This is a genomic window from Patescibacteria group bacterium, assembly GCA_028707495.1.
Classification (GTDB): domain Bacteria; phylum Patescibacteriota; class Patescibacteriia; order UBA2591; family JAQWAS01; genus JAQWAS01.
In genome coordinates, this window is sequence record JAQWAS010000001.1 from 1 (window position 1) to 18826 (window position 18826).

General features: G+C 34.5%; 15 protein-coding genes. 14 read left to right on the forward strand and 1 reads right to left on the reverse strand.

The features are described 5' to 3' along the window. Window positions 1-435: 435 nt before the first annotated feature. A complete protein-coding gene (locus PHS07_00005) occupies window positions 436-1596 on the forward strand; it encodes a glycosyltransferase family 4 protein (GenBank protein MDD4606711.1) in 1161 nt (386 codons plus the stop codon). A gap of 40 nt (window positions 1597-1636) precedes the next feature. Continuing rightward, window positions 1637-1981: a hypothetical protein gene (locus PHS07_00010; GenBank protein MDD4606712.1), complete on the forward strand. Its 345-nt coding sequence runs from the start codon at window positions 1637-1639 to the stop codon at window positions 1979-1981. 240 nt (window positions 1982-2221) lie between these two features. Here PHS07_00010 and PHS07_00015 read toward each other — a convergent pair whose 3' ends face one another. After that, entirely contained in the window at window positions 2222-2518 is a 297-nt protein-coding gene (locus tag PHS07_00015; protein MDD4606713.1) for an excisionase family DNA-binding protein, read from the reverse strand. Window positions 2519-3666: 1148 nt separating this feature from the next. Between PHS07_00015 and PHS07_00020 the strand changes: the two genes are divergently transcribed. From PHS07_00020 to PHS07_00075, 12 genes are all read left to right on the forward strand, one after another. Further along, window positions 3667-4230, forward strand: a complete 564-nt coding sequence (locus PHS07_00020; protein MDD4606714.1) for an RNA polymerase sigma factor — start codon at window positions 3667-3669, stop codon at window positions 4228-4230. Beyond that, complete coding sequence (locus PHS07_00025; GenBank protein ID MDD4606715.1) at window positions 4214-5284, forward strand: DUF5667 domain-containing protein; 1071 nt, start codon at window positions 4214-4216, stop codon at window positions 5282-5284. Before PHS07_00020 ends, PHS07_00025 begins: the two co-directional genes overlap by 17 nt. Window positions 5285-5997: 713 nt before the next feature. Then, window positions 5998-9678, forward strand: coding sequence for a hypothetical protein (locus PHS07_00030; protein ID MDD4606716.1), 3681 nt, complete (start codon window positions 5998-6000; stop codon window positions 9676-9678). A gap of 123 nt (window positions 9679-9801) precedes the next feature. Next, a complete protein-coding gene (locus PHS07_00035) occupies window positions 9802-10464 on the forward strand; it encodes a tetratricopeptide repeat protein (GenBank protein ID MDD4606717.1) in 663 nt (220 codons plus the stop codon). Window positions 10465-10497: 33 nt separating this feature from the next. Then, window positions 10498-11931, forward strand: a complete 1434-nt coding sequence (locus PHS07_00040; protein MDD4606718.1) for a hypothetical protein — start codon at window positions 10498-10500, stop codon at window positions 11929-11931. A gap of 246 nt (window positions 11932-12177) precedes the next feature. Then, window positions 12178-14229 (forward strand): S8 family peptidase, encoded by a 2052-nt coding sequence (locus PHS07_00045; GenBank protein ID MDD4606719.1) that lies wholly within the window; start codon window positions 12178-12180, stop codon window positions 14227-14229. Window positions 14230-14372: 143 nt separating this feature from the next. Further along, window positions 14373-14669 carry a GIY-YIG nuclease family protein gene (locus tag PHS07_00050; GenBank protein ID MDD4606720.1) on the forward strand — a complete coding sequence of 99 codons (297 nt, stop codon included), beginning with the start codon at window positions 14373-14375 and terminating at the stop codon, window positions 14667-14669. Window positions 14670-14779: 110 nt separating this feature from the next. After that, window positions 14780-15202, forward strand: coding sequence for a GtrA family protein (locus PHS07_00055; protein ID MDD4606721.1), 423 nt, complete (start codon window positions 14780-14782; stop codon window positions 15200-15202). A 156-nt stretch (window positions 15203-15358) separates the two neighbouring features. Further along, a complete protein-coding gene (locus PHS07_00060; protein ID MDD4606722.1) occupies window positions 15359-16447 on the forward strand; it encodes a GDP-mannose 4,6-dehydratase in 1089 nt (362 codons plus the stop codon). 2 nt (window positions 16448-16449) lie between these two features. Then, window positions 16450-17148 (forward strand): glycosyltransferase family 2 protein, encoded by a 699-nt coding sequence (locus PHS07_00065; protein MDD4606723.1) that lies wholly within the window; start codon window positions 16450-16452, stop codon window positions 17146-17148. A gap of 8 nt (window positions 17149-17156) precedes the next feature. Next, window positions 17157-18092, forward strand: a complete 936-nt coding sequence (locus tag PHS07_00070) for an NAD(P)-dependent oxidoreductase (GenBank protein ID MDD4606724.1) — start codon at window positions 17157-17159, stop codon at window positions 18090-18092. A 208-nt stretch (window positions 18093-18300) separates the two neighbouring features. Beyond that, the gene (locus tag PHS07_00075) at window positions 18301-18630 is read left to right on the forward strand and encodes a DUF2304 domain-containing protein (GenBank protein MDD4606725.1); all 330 of its coding nucleotides are present in this window, start codon (window positions 18301-18303) and stop codon (window positions 18628-18630) included. The last annotated feature ends 196 nt before the right edge of the window (window positions 18631-18826 follow it).

Here is an 18826-nt window from a genome sequence, read left to right on the forward strand (position 1 = left end):
TAAGGTAAAATGTTTGTAGGGCATATTGTTTATCAAGTTAATTATTGATTGCTCAATAATCATTTTACTTGAAAACGTGTGCCCCTTTAAGTTGTCTTGATGTTTCACTTCGGAGTAGAATGCACCCTTTTGCCCTTGACAAAATTTTTTAGATATGCTAAGGTTAATGAAAATGATTCGATAAAATATTTTACTATGAAGATCGCCATGACCCCACATACCAATCGCTACGCTAATTGGTAATGGGGCGAGACGCGAAATTAAAACGTTTATTTTATTTAAATCAATTTAACTAAATTTCATAATTTTATGCGAATTGCCATGACCCCACATACCAATCGCTACGCTAATTGGTAATGGGGCGAGACTCAGAACTAAAACGTTTATTTTATTTAAATCAATTTAACTAAATTTCATAATTTTATGCGAATTGCCATGATTGGTCAAAAAGGAATACCGGCACAATACGGAGGTATTGAACGCCACGTTGAAGAACTAAGTAAAGGCTTGGCTGATTTTGGTCATCAAGTTTTTGTTTATACTCGACCACATTATACTGATAAAAATTTAACTAATTATCAAAAAATAAATTTAATTAGTTTGCCTTCAATTCACACCAAACATCTGGACGCGATTGTTCACACTTTTTTAGCTTCAGTTCATAGTTTGTTTCAAAATTATGACATTATCCATTATCATGGCGTTGGTCCTTCTTTATTAGCTTGGATTCCACGTATATTTAAGCCCAAAGCTAAAGTGGTGGCGACTTTTCACTGTGTTGATCGCAGACATCAGAAATGGGGTAAATTTGCTCAATTAGCTCTAAGAATGGGCGAGATTGCGGCTTCTATTTTTCCACATGAAACAATTAGTGTTTCACGGACTTTACAAAATTACATTAAAGATAACTATAAACAAGATTCAGTTTATATTCCTAATGGCGTTAATATCCAAACAGAAAAATTGGCTGACGAAAAACAAACTGAAATTTTGAAAGAATTTAATTTAACGTCTCAAAAATATATTGTGATGATTTCGCGTTTAGTTAGACACAAAGGGGCGCATTATTTAATTCAAGCTTGGCAACAACTTAAAGATAGAAAAGACATGAAATTAGTTATTGTCGGTGGATCAGCTTTCACAGATGACTATGTTCAAGAGATTCAAAATTTAGCTAGTCAAGAAAAAGATATTATTTTAACCGGCAATCAAACTGGGGATAAGTTAGAAACTTTATTTAGAAATGCTTATTTATTTATTTTACCATCAGAGTCGGAAGGTTTGCCAATTGTGATTTTAGAAGCTATGAATTATGAAGTGCCAGTTTTAGCTAGCGATATTCCAGAAAATTTAGAATTAGTTGACATCGGTGGTTTTTCATTTAAATGTAGTCAAGTTGATGATTTAAAAAATAAACTAGAAAGATTGTTAGAACAACCAGAAATTATTAAAGTTAAGGCTAAGACAGCTAAAGAATTAATTAATAAAAATTATAACTGGCAGAATATTGTACAACAAATTCAAGATTTATATCAAAATTTAATTGATAAGACTTATAAAGTCAAACAAACTTGTTCTTTACAAACTATTAAATAAAAGGATTTTCATCAATTTAAACAAAAAGAAAGAAGGAGACATGATTTCTTATCTGGAAGCTATAGTGTTCGGTGTTGTTGCCGTTGCGATGTTTTCGGTACTTCTACGAATCAAAGAACAAATTTCTAATGTCAGTATTCAATCTTTTCTGGACACATTAATGTGGCTTGTCGGATTGCCTTTGTTTTTAGCTTTCTGCTACACATTTTATGTGCTCGACAGCATGAACCTTGGAATTATGGTATTTGTTGTTGGTTTCATGTTAACGTTTATTATCCAATTCATTATTGGCATGGCAATTGGAGGGGTAACAGGAGGATTGCCATTTTATCTGGTAAATAAGATTAAAGTGAAATTTCGTCACTTTAAAATTGGTATGGGTTGATATTGCTAACTAAAACCCGGGTGTATACTCGGGCTTTTTTATTTTTATTATAAATCGATACGTTGATGTGATGTATTTAAGTTTAAATAATTTTTATTTTGCGTAAAAGGGAATATTCCAAAATATCGTTTTCTAATTGTATTTTATTTTTAAATAAAATCCCTACCATAAACAGGGTAAAAAATATTTCCCCTCCTTAAGTAAGGAGGGGATTAAGGGGTGGTTGTAAAATTTATAAGATTACTCTTTTTCCACAACTTTGGGATTGGGGGAATAGAGTTTATTATTGATTTTCCATTGGTCAACAAAAGCACCCAAACCCTGTTGATCGCGTTGATTGCGTCGGCGGGTGCTATTTTGCGACCACTCCAAAACACTTTGAAAATTAAGCTTATATCTACCGCGCACCACCACATAACGAATTTCTTGGTTTTTAATAGCTTGGCGAATAGTTGTAGTTGAAACGCCAAATAAACGGCTAGCCTCAGAAATAGAAATTCTTAAAATTGAGTCATTGGTAGTATTTTGATTAATCATAGTTTTATTATTAAGTTATATTATATTGTATAAATAAATGGGATAGATAAAAAGTAACCTTATAATTAATTATAGTATATTGTATAATTTATTATAATATATTCATTTTTTATTGCAAATAAAGTTATCCACAGATTTAGGGAAAGAGCTGTTGATTAATATAAAATTATAAATATATTTTTACTTATTTAAAAGCTGGCAAGATGTCATTATAAATGAAACATGGTGGCCATATACGTCAATTTTGCTATCATTCTGAATCCCTAGTGTCATCAGTGTCCTCCTAAATTTTTATATTGTCATCCTGAATTTATTTCAGGATCTGTAATTAAATAAGACATTTTAATTTAAAATTAACGTTATGGGCGTCCACAGATGCTGAAACATCCTCCGATTTGGCGGACTAGAGTTCAGCATGACAGAGTTGTGTTATGCTAAATACCCAAATGTCACCCCAGAACGAAACAATAGAACCTGTATTGAGCTTAATTTAGGTATCCCGTAAATTAAAACCCTTCACGCCATTTTACGAGATTGCTTCATTATTCCGACTCGGCGGACGAACGAAGTAATCCAGTAAATTGTCGCACGGAGTGTTGATTTACGGGATTGCCACGGGTACCTTTGGTACCCTCGCAATGACACCCTAAATTTTATTTTTAAAAATAAAATTATAAAACCCCTCATCAAAACAATAATGACAAGGGGCTATTTCTTTAGCGATTTTTTTCGCTAGAATTGGGGATGTATTCTTGAGTCGCATATACGACTCCGAGGAAAAGGATAATATTTACCACCGCAAGAATACTCGTGGTGACAAATCGGTTGTTTGTGAGGCTGATTATAAGATCAGCCTCTACAACAAACAGAATGAAGCAGAGAAATCCCCAGATAATGCAAATTGCATTCTTTTTCATTTTTATTCCTTTCGGGATAAGTTGTTTTTAAGTTGCTATTATAATTCTATCATATATTAAATTTCTTGTCAAGTATAAAAATATTTATTCTGCTCTTGATTTAAATTTTAAATGTGCTATAATTTAAGATAATTTATTTATACACACATACCTAAAAGTAGATCCTGAATAATTTTCGGGATGACAAAATCTTTCAGGTGTAACAAATATTTAATTTGTGCGTCTACTCTAATGAACGATCAACGAATCATTAAACAAATTCAACGTGGTAATGTTCGAGCTTTTGCAGCTATCTACGATAAATATATTGAAAAAATTTATCGTTTTGTTTTTTTAAAAGTTTCCACCAAAGAAAACGCAGAAGATTTAACCAGTCAGATTTTTATTAAAACGTTGAATTATTTAATTGAAAAAACAGACAAAGAAATTGAAAATTTGAACGCTTTCTTATATCAAGTGGCACGCAACACGATCGCTGATTTTTATCGCCAACAAGGCAGGGCTCAAGAAATTCAATCAATCGATCAAGAGGAATTAGAAAGTTTACCTGACAAAGAAGGTCAAGGTTTAGAAAAAAAAGTTATTTTAAACTTAGACATTTTACAAGTTAAAAAAGCTTTACAAAAAATTAACCCAGATTATCAAGAAGCGATTATACTTTATTACTTAGAAGAATTTTCTGTTGGTGAAATTAGCCAAATTGTAAATCGTACTCCAGGCGCAACACGTCAAATCATTCACCGCGGATTGGAATCATTAAGACAAATTTTAAATTCAAATGAAGAACATAATTAAACAATTGAAAAAACTCCAAGACATTCAACCTGATCAAAATTGGCAAAAATCTTTACGTAATGATATAATTATGCAAGCTAAAGATTTGGAACCACAAGAGCAGGGCTTTTTCTTTTTCAATTGGACTAGAGAAGTTTTTAGAGATTGGGAAGTCTTACCACATTTAGTTAGAGTGACCGCCAGCGTTATGGCGATTTTAATTGTAGTTTTGAGTGGTTCGGTTTTTACAGTGAGTGCCTCAAAAGATTCTTTGCCGGGTGATACTTTTTATTCGGTTAAATTAGCTTCAGAAAAAATTCAATTATCTCTAGCTCAGGAAGAAGATAAAATCGAATTAGGTTTAAAATTCGCTGGCCGAAGATTAGATGAAGCCAATCAATTATTAACCAAAGATCCGAATCGAGTTTCTGAGTCTTTATCAGCTTTTGAAAAAAATATTCAAGACGCCAAATTGAGTTTAGAAAAAGCTCATCAAGTCGCCAACCAAACACAAGATAAGGTTAAAATTGTAGAAGTGGCTAAGATGGCTAGTCAAGAAGTTGAAAATTATGAAAAAACTTTAAACAAATTTTTGGTTGAAGATGAGACGGTGAGTGTGGCTATGAACGACGAAATCAATCAAAAAATTGTCAGTTCGTTGGATTCAACTAGTCAGGTGAATTTAAAATCTTTAGAAATTTTAATTGCGAATATTGATGAAAATAAATTAAATGGTGATAAGCAACAAATTTTAGATAAAATTAGTCAAGAATTAGTTAAGCTTGAAGCTAAGAATTTAGATGAAAAATTAAACGTCTTAGACGTGCAACAAGATTTAAATACAGCCAAAGAATTAATCGCTGAAGAAAATTTAGCTGGAGCTTTAGAAAAAGTTCAGCAAACCAAAATTAAAATAGACCAAGCGACAACTGGTATTGATTCGGTTGTTGGCGATGGTCAACAAATAGAAGAACCGATCATTGAAAAACCAATTATAGTTCAACCCAAGCCAGTCGATATTGAAGAGATTAAAATCGACTCAGATGAGGTTTTGGGTGGAATTAAAAAAGAATAAACGAATTAAGTTGTGATGGTAAAGTAAAACGATTGTCATCCTGAATCCGCCTAAGGCGGATGAAGGATTCCGAGAGATAACGAATTAGCGTTTTAAAAAGTTTTTTTGTAAATCTCACGGGATTCTTCCCCACCGAATCGGCGGGTCAGAATGACAGCTGCTTACCTCCACAACCTAGTTCGTTTAGTCGAATGAGCTAGATTTATTTATTAATAAACCCTGATTTAAAAAAAATTAAATAATTAAAAATCAGGCAAAATTAACAATAAGATCGAGAAAGGTCGACGCCGTAAGGTGGATCTTATTCACCTTAAAAGGTCAACAAGATTTCGTCAAATCTAATGTTGTTCTGAATAGAGCGTTGAAAAAAGTGTCATCCTGGAGTCCGCCAGTGGGTGGATGATAGGATCCCGAGATGTTTACAAAAAACGTTTAGAACAGATTCCCCTCCTTACGAAGGAGGGGTGCCCGCCGACTCGGCGGGTGGGGTGGTTCTGGTTATCTTAAAAACAGAATCAACCACCCCCTAACCCTCTCCTTATAAAAAGGAGGGGAGAATAGAAAAATAGTTTTTAAGCGCCAGTTGGTTATCTCACGGGATTCTATCAGTCACCTGCCGATTCGGCAGGTTCCTTCCAGAATGACAACTATTCCAACGTTGTATTCAGAATAACATCAAGAGGAGATGAGGTCTTTAAAACACAAAATTTATTATGAAAAAAGGAATTTATCTTGGTGTTTTAATGGCTGTTCTTTGTTGGGCCATGGGTTTGACAGCTTTTGTTCCAGTTGCTCACGCTACTACAATTGCCGAAGGCGATTTAGTAAAAGTAGCCGGTTCATCAGCTACCTATCTTATCCAAGGTTCAACTAAAAGAGTTTTTCCTCATGCAGCTGTTTATCACTCATGGGGTTATCCAGCCGATTATCACACCGTAAAAACTGTTACCTCAAGCGAAATCTCAGGTTATACTGATGGAGCTCCAGTTCCATTCAGAGATGGTTCAATGTTTAGAGGTACAGATGCTTCAATTCATGGCGCAGATGAATCTGCCGTCTTTGTAGTTGAAGACACAAAAGTCAGACCAATTATCTCATCAACAGTTTATCAAGCCCTTTACAATGATCCAGCTTGGACCTTTGTAACATGGGTACCTGATAATCTATTATCACAATTCAACTATGAATTGGGAGATATGGTCGAAAATTCAGATACACACACCGATGGTACTTTAATTAAGTATGCCGGTGATGATACAGTTTATGTTTTAGTCGGTGGCGTTAAAAGAGCTTTCAGCTCAACTGCCGCTTTAGAAGCAAATGGTTATATGCGCAATGGCGAATATATGGTTCCATTAGCAACTGTGACTGAAACTTATACATCAGGCGACACTATTACTGGCGTTGAAACTGCTTTAACCACTCCAGGTACTTGGGATAGTGTAGCCGTAACTGGTGATTTAACAGTCTCCTTAGCTGCTGATACTCCAGCTCAACAAACTATTCCAACTAATGGTACCGCAGCTGCAGCTAATGTCGCAATGACTAAAGTTGCTTTCACAGCTGGTACTAACGATGTAACTATTACTGGTTTAAAAGTTACTCGCAGTGGTTTAAGTAATGATGCGGCTATTGATGTAATTAAATTATTTGATGGTGCAACTCAATTGGGTACCAGTCAAAGTTTAAATTCTTCACATCAAGCCAATTTTAGTGGTTTGTCAGTTTTAGTGGCTGCTAATACTACAAAAACCTTAACTTTAGCTGCTACTATGACAGTTTCTGCCCTTTATGATGGTAATATTCTTATATTGGGTATTGCTAATGCTAGCGATGTAACCACAACTGCTACAGTTTCGGGTTTATTCCCAATTTATGGCAACAGTGCTACTATTAACACTGGTATTACCATTGGTACAGCTACTTTATATAATGGTTCTTTGGGTACTAGAAATACTACCGACTTAACCGTTGATACAGATGCCGCTGATATTATGTTTACTCAAATTAAGATTACAGCTGGTTCAGCTGAAGGCTTAAATATCAGTCAAATTACAGCTGTTAAAAATGGTACGGCTGCCAACACTGATGTTACCAATATTAAATTAGTTAACGACACTACTGGTGAGACTTTAGCTACAGTTGATGCATTAGATGCAAACGGTAGAGCCGTATTTAATGTCGATATCGATGTCGCTAAAGGTAAAAACGTAGAATTATCAGTTTTAGCTGATATGAATAATTCTGGTGCTGGTAGAACAATTGGTTTTGATTTACATGATGGTTCTGCTTACACTATTATGATTACTGGTGATACTTATGGTTTTGGCATTACTCCAAGTAGAAATAATTTCTGTGCTGCCGCTGGTACATGTCAGACTCAAACCATTAATCAAGGTTATTTAACAGTTAATTTAGCTTCCGACACAGCTCCAACCGGTTATATTGCTCCGGGCGGTTCTCAAGTTGAATTAGCTACTTTAGATTTCGTGGCTAATGGTGAACCGGTCAATGTTACTAACACTGCGGTTAAAATTACTGTCACCACTGCCGCTATCGGCGAAATTACTAACGTTACCATGTATGATGAAAATGGCAATATTGTAGCTGGTCCACAAGACCCAGTTACTTCTGGTACAGCTTTCAACTTAACTGATTCTTACACTGTTCAACCGGGAACTCATAAATATACATTTAAGGCTGATATTGATTCTGGTTGTTCATCTAATGATCAAGTTTATTTCTCAATGGCTGCCAGTGCTATTACCGCCAAAGGTGCTAATTCGGGTAAAACCACTTATACAACTTCAAGTGGTTCAACCGTTCCTCCAGCCGCGACCGTGACTGGTAAAACCCAAACAGTTAAAGCTGGCGCTTTATCTGTTGTAACTGCTGCGACTCCAATTGCTGGTAACTTAGTTATTAATGCTCAAGATGCTACTTTTGCTTATTTTGATCTTGATGCTTCGGCTGGCGGTGAAAATGTTAGAGTTTCATCTATCACAGTCACTGATACCTTAGGTTCTGGAACCGATTATTCTGGTGTTAACAATCTAGAATTATGGGGTGATCCAGATACCAGCGATGGTGTAAGTCAAAATATTAGATTAGAAACCACTTCTTCAACATCGACCAATGCTAACACGGTTGCTTTCACCTTCAAGACTCCTATTATAGTAGCCACTGACGTGGCCAGCAGATTAACATTAAAGGCCGATATACTTGCTACTACAGGTACATCACATACCTTTAAGATTGCTAATACTGCTGCTCATGTTATAGTTACTGGTGCTGATACTGGTAATGCGGTAACCGAATCAACAGCTGGTACCGGCCAAGCTCAAACCATTCAATCAGTCGGTTTGTTAAAAGTAAACGCGGCTGCTGGTAGAGCTGCTGCTGCTCAATTTGTAGCTGGCACAACTGGTAACTCAATGATGAGTTATAAATTCCAAGCAGAATATGAAGAAATTGGCGTGACTGATTTCTATATCGCTACTACTGCTAGTGCCAATGCCAACGTTGATAGAGTTAAACTTTATCTTGATGGTGTTCAGATTGGTCAAACTAATGGTTATACCTTAGATAATGGTGGCGATGCTCACATTGTTTTAAATTCTGGTGTGTTTATCGTACCGAAGAGTCCAGATTATATCACCTTAGATATTAAAGTTGATTTAGCTAATAAAGCTAACTTAACTGATGCTGGTACATTGGAAATTGGTATTGGTGATTCAGATTATAACGATTCTGGTTGGGGTGCCAATGGTGCTGCTGCCGCTGAAAGCTATGGTATGGTAGCTACCGGTGTAAGTTCTGGTACTACTTTAACTGCCACCACTATTGATTCATTGGGTACTAGTGCTGGTAATGTAATTGCTTCATATGTCCATTATCTCTATGATGGTATATTAACCGCTTCATTAAATAGTAGTAGTCCTAGTGGCACAGCAACTGCTGGAACCAACAAAGAAATGATTAGAATTGATTTAACAGCTACTGGCGATGATATTACTATCGAAGATTTAGAAGTTGTTCAAAGTGGTACTTGTGACCCAACTGGTACAACTGCTGCTACTTGGAAATCACCTGATGGGACTATCACTTATGAATCCTTTACTGCTGGTACGGCTTGGTTAGACGAAGCTTCAGTTAGTGTCAGTGTAAATGGTGGAGACGCCTTTACTCTTGATATTGTAATCCCAGCTGGTGAAACCAAGACAATTTCATTCTTTGGTGATACAACTGGTTGTACCGTGAATGAAACATTACAATTTAGTGTTAATGGTTCAGACATCACCTCTGGTATTGAATGGGAAAATAGTACAGCTAATGATGTAGATTCTACCTTAACCAAGAATCTACCAATCACTGGTGGTACATTTGTCTACTAATATGATTGTTTGATTGAAATAGATAAAAAGAGGGCGCCTTGGGCGCCCTCTTTTGTTATTGGTTTTATTTTTTAAATATGCTATAATTGATTTATAAAAAATTAATTATTAATTTTAAAACCAATGAATAAAAAGAAAGTTTTTATTATAGCTATTATTTTAATAGTTATTTTAGCTTTAGGTTATTTTTTGTTTACTAAAATTAAAGTAAAACAACAGCCTATTGATAAAGATTTAATTAAAATCAATACAGGGTTAGAAATGGATGAGAAGCAACAGACAACCTATAATGAAATTATAGAAAAATTAAACAAAGACAAAGATGATTATAGCGCTTTAATTGATTTAGCACGATTAAAACAAGATTTATTGGATTATGATGGCGCGATTGAACTTTATAACTATTTATTAACCATCAAACCTAAAGATGGTTTGGTTTTAAATAATTTAGCCAATGTCTACTATAATTTAAAGAATTATGAGAAGGCAGAAGAAATTTATTTATTTATTTTAGATTTTAATCCTAAATGGACAAATTCATATAACGAATTATTTAGTATTTACCGCTATCATTTGAAAGACAAGCAATCTGAAATAGAACCTTTATTATTAAACGGCATTGAAAAATATCCCGAAATGAAGATAGATTTAATGTCTAAGTTGGCACTGTATTATGATGAAATGGTTTTAGATAAAAATAAAGCCATTGAAGAATACCAAGCAATATTAGAATTAGATCCAGAGAATGAAATGGTTAAAGGAGAATTAAATAGATTAAAAAATTAATAAATATTTGTAAAATTTATAAATTATAAATTTATGTCAAAAAAAACAATTTTTATCTTTGGTTTAGTTTTAGTTTTTTTTCTGATGGGTTTTAATGTTAGGGCAATAAATGTGGTTGATTTTACCAACCATGATGCTCCGAGTAGTACTTTTTATAATCGAGAATTTGACAAGTTGGTTCTGGATGTAACTATTCCCAATCAGAAAACAGACGGAACTGAAGATGTTTTAAATGCAATTACTTTTATGAATAATGGAACTGCACGTGACATGTATGAAATAGCAAAAGTGGTTGTTTGGAGCGATGCTGGTGATGTTGGATTTCAGGGTTTAGGCATTGATAATGAATTAGGAGAAACTCGCTGGGATGGTCTGACGAGCAGTTGGTATTTGTCAGATCTTAATCAAAATATACCAGCTGAAGGATTGAGAATTTTTGTGAGTATTGAAACTGGTTCATCACCAACTAATAATCGAGGAGTTCAATTTAAAATTCCACAAATGGAAGATATTAATCAAAATGGAGAGTTTGATTTAGGCGATCAAGGAGTTTACGTAGCTTCAAAAAATAATGGTCCTATTGATGGAGCTATAATTAATTCTGGGATACAGAGTTTTAGAAATGCGACTTACGATGCTTTAAATCCTAAAGTAGTGGTAACTAATGCGACTGACGGTATGGAAATTACGGATAATAGTTTTACTATTCAGGGTTTGTGTCGAGATCAGGGCGGTTCAACTTGTTCATGGGTTAAAATAAGCGTTGAATCTGAAAACGGGGCAGTGGTTTGGCAGGAGGTGACATCTACTGGTTCAAACTATGAAACTTGGGAATATAATTGGACAAATATCTTAGATGGACAATATGACATTAAAGTCAAAGCCAGTGATTGGAACAATAATCAAGTTGAAAATTCAGAAATAACTATAATCAAATCAACACTGCAACCAGAAGAACCAGTGCAAGAGCCTGAAGAAGAAATTGATGAACCCGAAGAAGAGGCAGAAGATCAGGATGAGCCAGAAGAAGAAGCTGAAGAGGAAATTTCAGAATTTACTCAACAAGACACAGTTGACTTTGATGTTGAATTAGATTCAACTTTAACTCAAAGATTAAAGGGTAGAATTTTATTGCAGGTTGAATCTAAGGGAGAGGCTTATTATATTCACCCTGATCAATTAAAACGTTTTTATTTAGGACGACCAGCTGATGCATTTGCTATTATGCGCGAGTTGGGTTTGGGCGCTAAACATGAATTTATTACGAGTTATACTTATTATCCAGATTATGTTTTAGGTAATATTTTAATTGATGTGGATGACGAAGGCCGAGCGTATTATATTAATCCAGTTGATAAAAAAGCTTATTATTTAGGAAGGCCAAGTGATGCTTTTGATGTGATGCGTGAGTTGGGTTTGGGTATTACAGATGAAAATCTAGCCAAGATTGAATTCGGCACGTTGTAGGACAGGTGGTAGGGATTAGGTATTAGGTGGTAGTTTTGGAGTCCCGACGAAAGTCGGGAGTCAAAAGGTAGCCCTTGATTTAAACGACCTTGACTCTCGTCAGAATTTCAGTCGGGATGACGAATTGGCGTTTATAAACATCTTTTGTAAATCCAGCGGGATTGCCACGCTTCACTGCGTTGCGCTCGCAATGACACCCAGGACGCTGTATCCTATTTAGGATACAAGCAAATATATAATTTATTTATGAAAATTTTTAAATTTAAAAAAACATTTTTAGCTATTTTAATGCTGATTTTAATATCAGGCTTTTTTAATATTAATTTTAGTCAAGCTTTTTTACCCAATGATCCCTATTATTTAAATGAACAATGGCAATTAGCTAAAATTCGTGTTTCACAGGCTTGGGATTTGACTCAGGGATCGGACAAAGTCGTCGTGGCTTTAATTGATTCTGGGGTAGATATTGATCACGAAGATTTAAAAAATAATATTTGGACCAATTCTAAAGAGATTGCTGGTAATTATAAAGATGATGATAATAATGGATTTGTTGATGATGTCAATGGTTGGGATTTTGTGAATAATAATAATGATCCCCGACCTAAAATTGGGGGTTTATACAACGAAGGCGGTGTTAATCACGGCACAGTGGTGGCTGGCGTGATAGCGGCTGAAACGAATAATAGCTTAGGTTTGGCTGGTGTGGCCTACAAGGCACAAATTATGCCCTTGCGGGCTTTAAATAGCTTGGGAATAGGTGACACAACTGACGTAATTGAAGCGATTGATTATGCTATTCAAAATGGTGCAGATATAATTAACATGAGTTTTGTGGGTCATAATTATAGTCAGGGTTTGCAAGATGCTATTCAGCGCGCCTGGGATGCTGGCTTAGTGATTGTGGCAGCATCTGGGAATGACACGGCCGAGGTGGGTGAAAATTTAAACAAACAACCGTCTTATCCGGTTTGTAGTGATACTATAGAAGAAAATATTGTGATTGGTGTGTCTGCGGTTGATCATAACAACCAAAAGGCTGATTTTTCCAATTATGGTTCTAAGTGTGTAGATATTTCCGCACCAGGTACACGTTTTTATGCTACGCAATATACAAATCCAGCTTATCAAGATTTTCAAAAAGCATATGATGGTTATTGGACAGGCACTTCTTTAGCTACGCCCTTAGTTTCGGGTACGGTAGCTTTAATGAAAGCAGTCAATCCACAAATTTCTAATGTTCAGATTCGTGATATAATATTATCAACAGCGACCAATATAGATCAATGGAATTCTAAATATAAAAATGGCGAGTTGGGTACGGGTTTATTAAATACCTATCAGGCGGTCAAGGAAGTTTATACTAATTTTGTCAATCAGCCTGTGGCCGAATATATTGTGACTGCGCCAGGCGCTGGTGGTGGACCGCAAGTTAAATTATTTAAATCCAATGGTTATTTAGTGAGTTCGTTTATGGCTTATCAAGAAAATTTCAAAGGCGGAGTTAATATAGCAACTGGTGATGTGAATGGTGATGGACAAGAAGAAATTGTAACTGGTGCGGGTGTTGGCGGAGGACCGCATGTTAAAATTTTTAATCAGCAGGGTGAATTGTTGGGTCATTTCATGGCTTTTGATGAAACTCATCGCAATGGAGTTAAAGTAGCTGTAGGCAACGTTTATGGCGATGCACAAGCTGAAATTATTACGGCTGAAATGAAAAATAGCTCACCTTTGATTAGAATTTATACTTCCAATGGACACTTGATTAGTCAATGGTATGCTTTTGATCAAAATTTTAAAGGTGGGGTGAGTTTATCAACCGGCGACGTCGATGGTAGTTATTTAGAAGAAATTATGGTTGGCGCGGGTGTTGGTGGTGGACCACAAGTCAGAATTTTTACTTGGCAGGGGAATGTTAAAAATCAATTTATGGCCTTTTTAGAAACTTTTCGCGGTGGAATTAATGTGGTGAGCGGTGATTTAGATGGGAGTGGTTTTGATGAAATAGTTAGTTCGGTTTTTTCTGGCGTTGGGCCTTATATTCGAGTTTTTGATAAACAAGCCAATCTAAGATCTCAATTCTTAGGTTTTAATGAAAATTTTTTGGGAGGCGTTAATTTAGCTCAGGTTGATTTGAATAGTGATGATCAGGCTGAAATTATTATCGGGGCTGGAGCAGGGGGTGGACCGCAAGTTAGAATTTTTGACATGCAGGGTAATGTTAAATCTCAATTTTTCGCTTATGATCAGAATTTTAAAGGCGGGGTTAATGTGGCTTCATTAAAAAATAATTAATAGATCCGTCATTCTGGAGTCCGCCGGTAGACAAGACATATAATCGACCACATTAACCTAAATGTCATTCCCGCGAAGGCGGGAATCCAGGGTGGATCACACTTAAACGTTAATTTAAAAAAATAAAAATTAGTCACATTAAAATGTTTTTCACAAACAAGTATTATGTATATATACTAGCTAGTCAACGCAATGGTACTTTATATGTAGGAGTAACTTCAGAGATTAAGAAAAGAGTTTATCAGCACAAACAGGGCGTAGTAGATAGCTTTACTAAAAGATACAAAATCAATAGATTAGTTTATTATGAAGAATATAATGATATTAATTTAGCTTTAGAACGCGAAAAACAACTTAAAAAGTGGTTTAGATCCTGGAAGATTAGATTAATTGAAGAATTTAATTCACACTGGAGAGATTTATACGATGATTTACTTTAAAAATTTATTATACCAATTAAACACTGGATTCCCGCCTTCGCGGGAATGACAATACATTCAATTTATTTCGCTTCGTTTCCGTCTTGAGATGACAAGATAACAAAATTATTATGCAAGTCATAAGACAATATTTACAGCAAAATAAAAATTTGCAGCAATTTATCAGATTTTCTTTGGTTGGGGTTTTAAATACGTGTTTAGATTTTTTAGTTTATACTGGCTTAACACGGTTAATAAGTTTTTTTAGTCAATGTTATTTAATAGCTAATTTTATTTCTTTTGTTTGCGCTGTAATTTCAAGTTATATTTTAAATAAAAATTGGACTTTTCAAGATAAATCTAAGCAAGGCAATTCTTTAAAATTTAGTAAGTTTATTCTTGTGGCGAGCGTGGGTTTGATTTTAAACGAATTAATTTTGTTTAGTTTAGTTAAATATGTCGGGATGTATGATTTACTAGCTAAAGCTATGGCAACAATTTTAGTTTTAATTTGGAATTTTATGGCGAGTAAGTATTTAGTTTTTAAAAAATAAAAATGTCATTGCGAAGGAGTCAGCCAAGGCTGGCGACTGCGGCAATCACGTAAAACAACACTTCGTGCGTTAATTTACTAGATTGCTTTCCTGTCGACTTTAACGGGTTGTCATGACTCTATAAAAATAATAATTTAAATTTTTAAATTAAACCATATGCCTCAAGTTGAATATTTATCAGGTAAAAAAAATGTTTTAGTTACCGGTGGTGCTGGTTTTATTGGTTCGCATTTGTGCGACGAATTAGTAAAATCTAGTAATGTGATTTGTGTGGACAATTATTTGACCGGTAGTGAATCCAATATTGACCACCTTTTACAATTGCCTAATTTTGAATTTATTCGACACGACTTAATCGAGCCTTTGGATTTAAGCCAAAGTCGGGAAGCTCAAAAATTCAAAGTAGAATTTCAGGGTTTGCAGGAAATTTATCATTTAGCTTGTCCAACTTCACCCAAAGAATACACTAAATATCCCATTGAAACTTTATTGGCCAATGCTTATGCGACTAAAAATGTTTTAGATATAGCCAAAACATACCAAACTACATTTTTATTGGGTTCAAGCTCGAGTATTTATGGTGAAACTAGTGATGAAAATAATTTAAAAATGAGCGAAGATTATTGGGGCTTTATTAATAATTTAGATGATAAAAGTTGTTATGACGAAGGTAAGCGTTTTGCTGAAAGTTTAACCTATCATTATGGTAAGCAATATAATTTAAAAGTAAAAATTGCTCGCATTTGGAATACTTATGGTCCGCGGATGAAAATGTTTGATGGTCGCATGATTCCAGATTTAATTAGCCAAGCTATTTCCAATCAAGATCTAAAAATTTATGGTGATGTCTCTAAAATTAATTCTTTTTGTTATATCAGCGATTTGATTGTCGGTTTAATTAAATTTATGGAAAATAGCTACATGGGCGTTTTGAATTTAGGCAACCCAGAGGGACATAAATTACAAGAGGTAGCACAAAAAATTATTGAATTAATTGGTGCACAAGCAAAATTACAAATTGATAAATCAGCAGAATTTAATTACTCAATTAAACAGAGTTTGCCTGATATTACTAAAGCCAAAGGAAAAATTAATTGGGTACCAGTGGTGGCTCTGGCCGATGGATTACAAGAAACTATTAAGTCAATGAAGTTGAATCAATTTAAAGCACCGTCATTTAACGAATTGACTGGCGTTGGAGTTGAAGAAAAATCAATAAACGACGATACGTCTAATAATGAATAATTATGGAGCAGATTCAGTCTAAAATTGTCGTAGTTATACCAGCTTATAACGAAGCTCCGGTAATTCAAAAGACTTTGAACGAAGTTTTAAAATTTATATCAGCTAAAGATATTTTAGTGATAGATGATGGTTCAAGCGATCAAACAGCAGAATTAGTTCAGGCTTTAGGAGTTAAAGTTGTTCGGCATGTAATTAATTTAGGTTGTGGCGGAGCGATCAAAACGGGATTAGATTATGCGGTTAAAAAAATGCAAGCTGATATTGTAGTGACTTTTGATGCTGATGGTCAGCATGACGCTAGTCAAATTCAATCGATCATAGAGCCTATTTCGAACCATCAAGCTGATTTAGTGATTGGTTCGCGTTTTATCTCTGAAAATTTAGATATGCCTTGGTATAGAGTATTAGCTAATAAAATAGCTAATTTGATTACCTTTATTTTATTCGGAGCTAAAATTACTGATTCGCAATCTGGCTTAAGGGCTTTTTCAAGAGAGAGTTTACAAAAGTTAAAATTAGAATCAAACACCTTTGAATTTTCTTCAGAAATTATAATTGAAGCTAGAAGAAATAAATTAAAAATTATTGAGAAGCCAATTAACGTTAGATATACGGATTATTCATTATCAAAAGGCCAAGGTTTTTTTCGCGCTGGACCTAAGACATTATATAAATTAATTTTGAAGCGTATTTTAGATTAAATAAATATATGCTATATAACCAAAAAAATATTTTAATTACCGGTGGTGGCGGTTTTGTCGGTAAAAATTTGGTCAGAATTTTATTAAATCAACAAGTAAAACCTTACAATATTACGGTAATTGACAAAGACGAAAATGGCATTAAACATTGCCAAAATTTAGGCGTTAAGGCCGTTTTGGCTGATTTAGCTGAGATGGGCGAATGGCAAGCAGAATTTAATGATAAAAATATTATAGTTGATTTACATGCTCAAATTTCAGCTGAGGAAACGGAACCTTTTGTGCGTAATAATGTGATAGCCACTCAAAATATAGTTAAAGTTGCTCAAGAAAAAAATATTCCAGAAATTATTCATTTTAGTTCTGCTGCAGTTTTGTCTTCGCGTCAGGATGACTATGCCAGAACTAAAAAACAAGGCGAAGAGATAGTTAAAAATAGTGGTTTAAAATATGTAGTTATTCAACCATCATTAATGTATGGTTTATTAGATAATAAAAATGTCGGTTGGTTAATTGATTTTGCACGCAAGACACCTATTTTTCCAATTCCAGGCAAGGGTAAGTTTCCACGTCAGCCAATTTATGTGGATGATATGTGTTGTTTAATTTCAAAATTTATTTATGATTTTCCAGACGAAAACCGAGTCTATAGTATTAATGGTTATAAAATTTTAGAGTTTAATCAAATTATTAAACCGGTTCTAAAAATGATGAAAGGTCGGCATACAACGATCCATATTCCTGTGCCGATTTTTCTTTTTTTGGTTAAAATTTATGGTTTAATTCTAAAATCGCCCTTTACGCCAGACCAAATCAAATCTTTAGTTAATGGTGATGTTTTTCCTGAATATCCTTGGTGGAATGATTTTAAAATTCAAATGACACCATATGAAGAAGGTGTTAGGCGAATGTTAGAAAAAAGAGGTTTATTGAAGAATAAATAAAAAAGTTTTAGACACAACGTAGATTATTGGCATCTGTTCACCTGTTAGTAGAAAGAAGCTGTCATGCTGAATTTATTTCAGCATCTGTGCGGGCGTATGACAGATCCTGAACCAAGTTCAGGATGACAAATCGAAGACGTTTGGCTACCACCCCAAATCCCATATATCTGTTGCTATGTAATTTTATTAATCTTTTAAATTTAAAAACATGTTAATCCAAATTCCTTTAATAATTTTTGTAGTCGCAGTTATTTTTTTAATTATCCTTAAATTCAAAAAAGGCGATTTAAGTTGGCGCGAATTAATCACTTGGTTGGCGTTATGGATTTTGGTGGGTTTGGCCGTTTTATGGCCACATAAAACTGATGAAATTGCCCATTTTTTGGGCGTAGAAAGAGGCGCTAATTTATTAATTTATCTTTCAGTTTTGGCGTTGTTTTATCTAATGTTTAAAATTTTAGTTAAGATTGAAAAAATCGAAAGACGCATCGCTCAGATTGTTAGACATATTAGTTTGAAAGACGACGATCAAATTTAAGGTTTTTAGTATATTTATTTGATTATTTAATAATATAGAATTTTAAATTATTCAAAGATATCTCGAGATAATCTTCCCTTCCTTATAAATGAGGGGTGCCCGCCGACTCGGTGGGCGGGGTGGTTCTGGTTATTTTAAAAATAGAATCAACCACCCCCTAGCCCCCTCCTTGAAAAGGAGGGGAGAAAATAATTTA

Excerpts from the sequence above, each read along its gene's own strand:
- PHS07_00005 (MDD4606711.1), top strand. The coding sequence starts at position 436 with ATGATTGGTCAAAAAGGAATACCGGCACAATACGGAGGTATTGAACGC.
- PHS07_00010 (MDD4606712.1), top strand. The coding sequence starts at position 1,637 with ATGATTTCTTATCTGGAAGCTATAGTGTTCGGTGTTGTTGCCGTTGCG.
- PHS07_00015 (MDD4606713.1), bottom strand. The coding sequence starts at position 2,518 with ATGATTAATCAAAATACTACCAATGACTCAATTTTAAGAATTTCTATT.
- PHS07_00020 (MDD4606714.1), top strand. The coding sequence starts at position 3,667 with ATGAACGATCAACGAATCATTAAACAAATTCAACGTGGTAATGTTCGA.
- PHS07_00025 (MDD4606715.1), top strand. The coding sequence starts at position 4,214 with ATGAAGAACATAATTAAACAATTGAAAAAACTCCAAGACATTCAACCT.
- PHS07_00030 (MDD4606716.1), top strand. The coding sequence starts at position 5,998 with ATGAAAAAAGGAATTTATCTTGGTGTTTTAATGGCTGTTCTTTGTTGG.
- PHS07_00035 (MDD4606717.1), top strand. The coding sequence starts at position 9,802 with ATGAATAAAAAGAAAGTTTTTATTATAGCTATTATTTTAATAGTTATT.
- PHS07_00040 (MDD4606718.1), top strand. The coding sequence starts at position 10,498 with ATGTCAAAAAAAACAATTTTTATCTTTGGTTTAGTTTTAGTTTTTTTT.
- PHS07_00045 (MDD4606719.1), top strand. The coding sequence starts at position 12,178 with ATGAAAATTTTTAAATTTAAAAAAACATTTTTAGCTATTTTAATGCTG.
- PHS07_00050 (MDD4606720.1), top strand. The coding sequence starts at position 14,373 with ATGTTTTTCACAAACAAGTATTATGTATATATACTAGCTAGTCAACGC.
- PHS07_00055 (MDD4606721.1), top strand. The coding sequence starts at position 14,780 with ATGCAAGTCATAAGACAATATTTACAGCAAAATAAAAATTTGCAGCAA.
- PHS07_00060 (MDD4606722.1), top strand. The coding sequence starts at position 15,359 with ATGCCTCAAGTTGAATATTTATCAGGTAAAAAAAATGTTTTAGTTACC.
- PHS07_00065 (MDD4606723.1), top strand. The coding sequence starts at position 16,450 with ATGGAGCAGATTCAGTCTAAAATTGTCGTAGTTATACCAGCTTATAAC.
- PHS07_00070 (MDD4606724.1), top strand. The coding sequence starts at position 17,157 with ATGCTATATAACCAAAAAAATATTTTAATTACCGGTGGTGGCGGTTTT.
- PHS07_00075 (MDD4606725.1), top strand. The coding sequence starts at position 18,301 with ATGTTAATCCAAATTCCTTTAATAATTTTTGTAGTCGCAGTTATTTTT.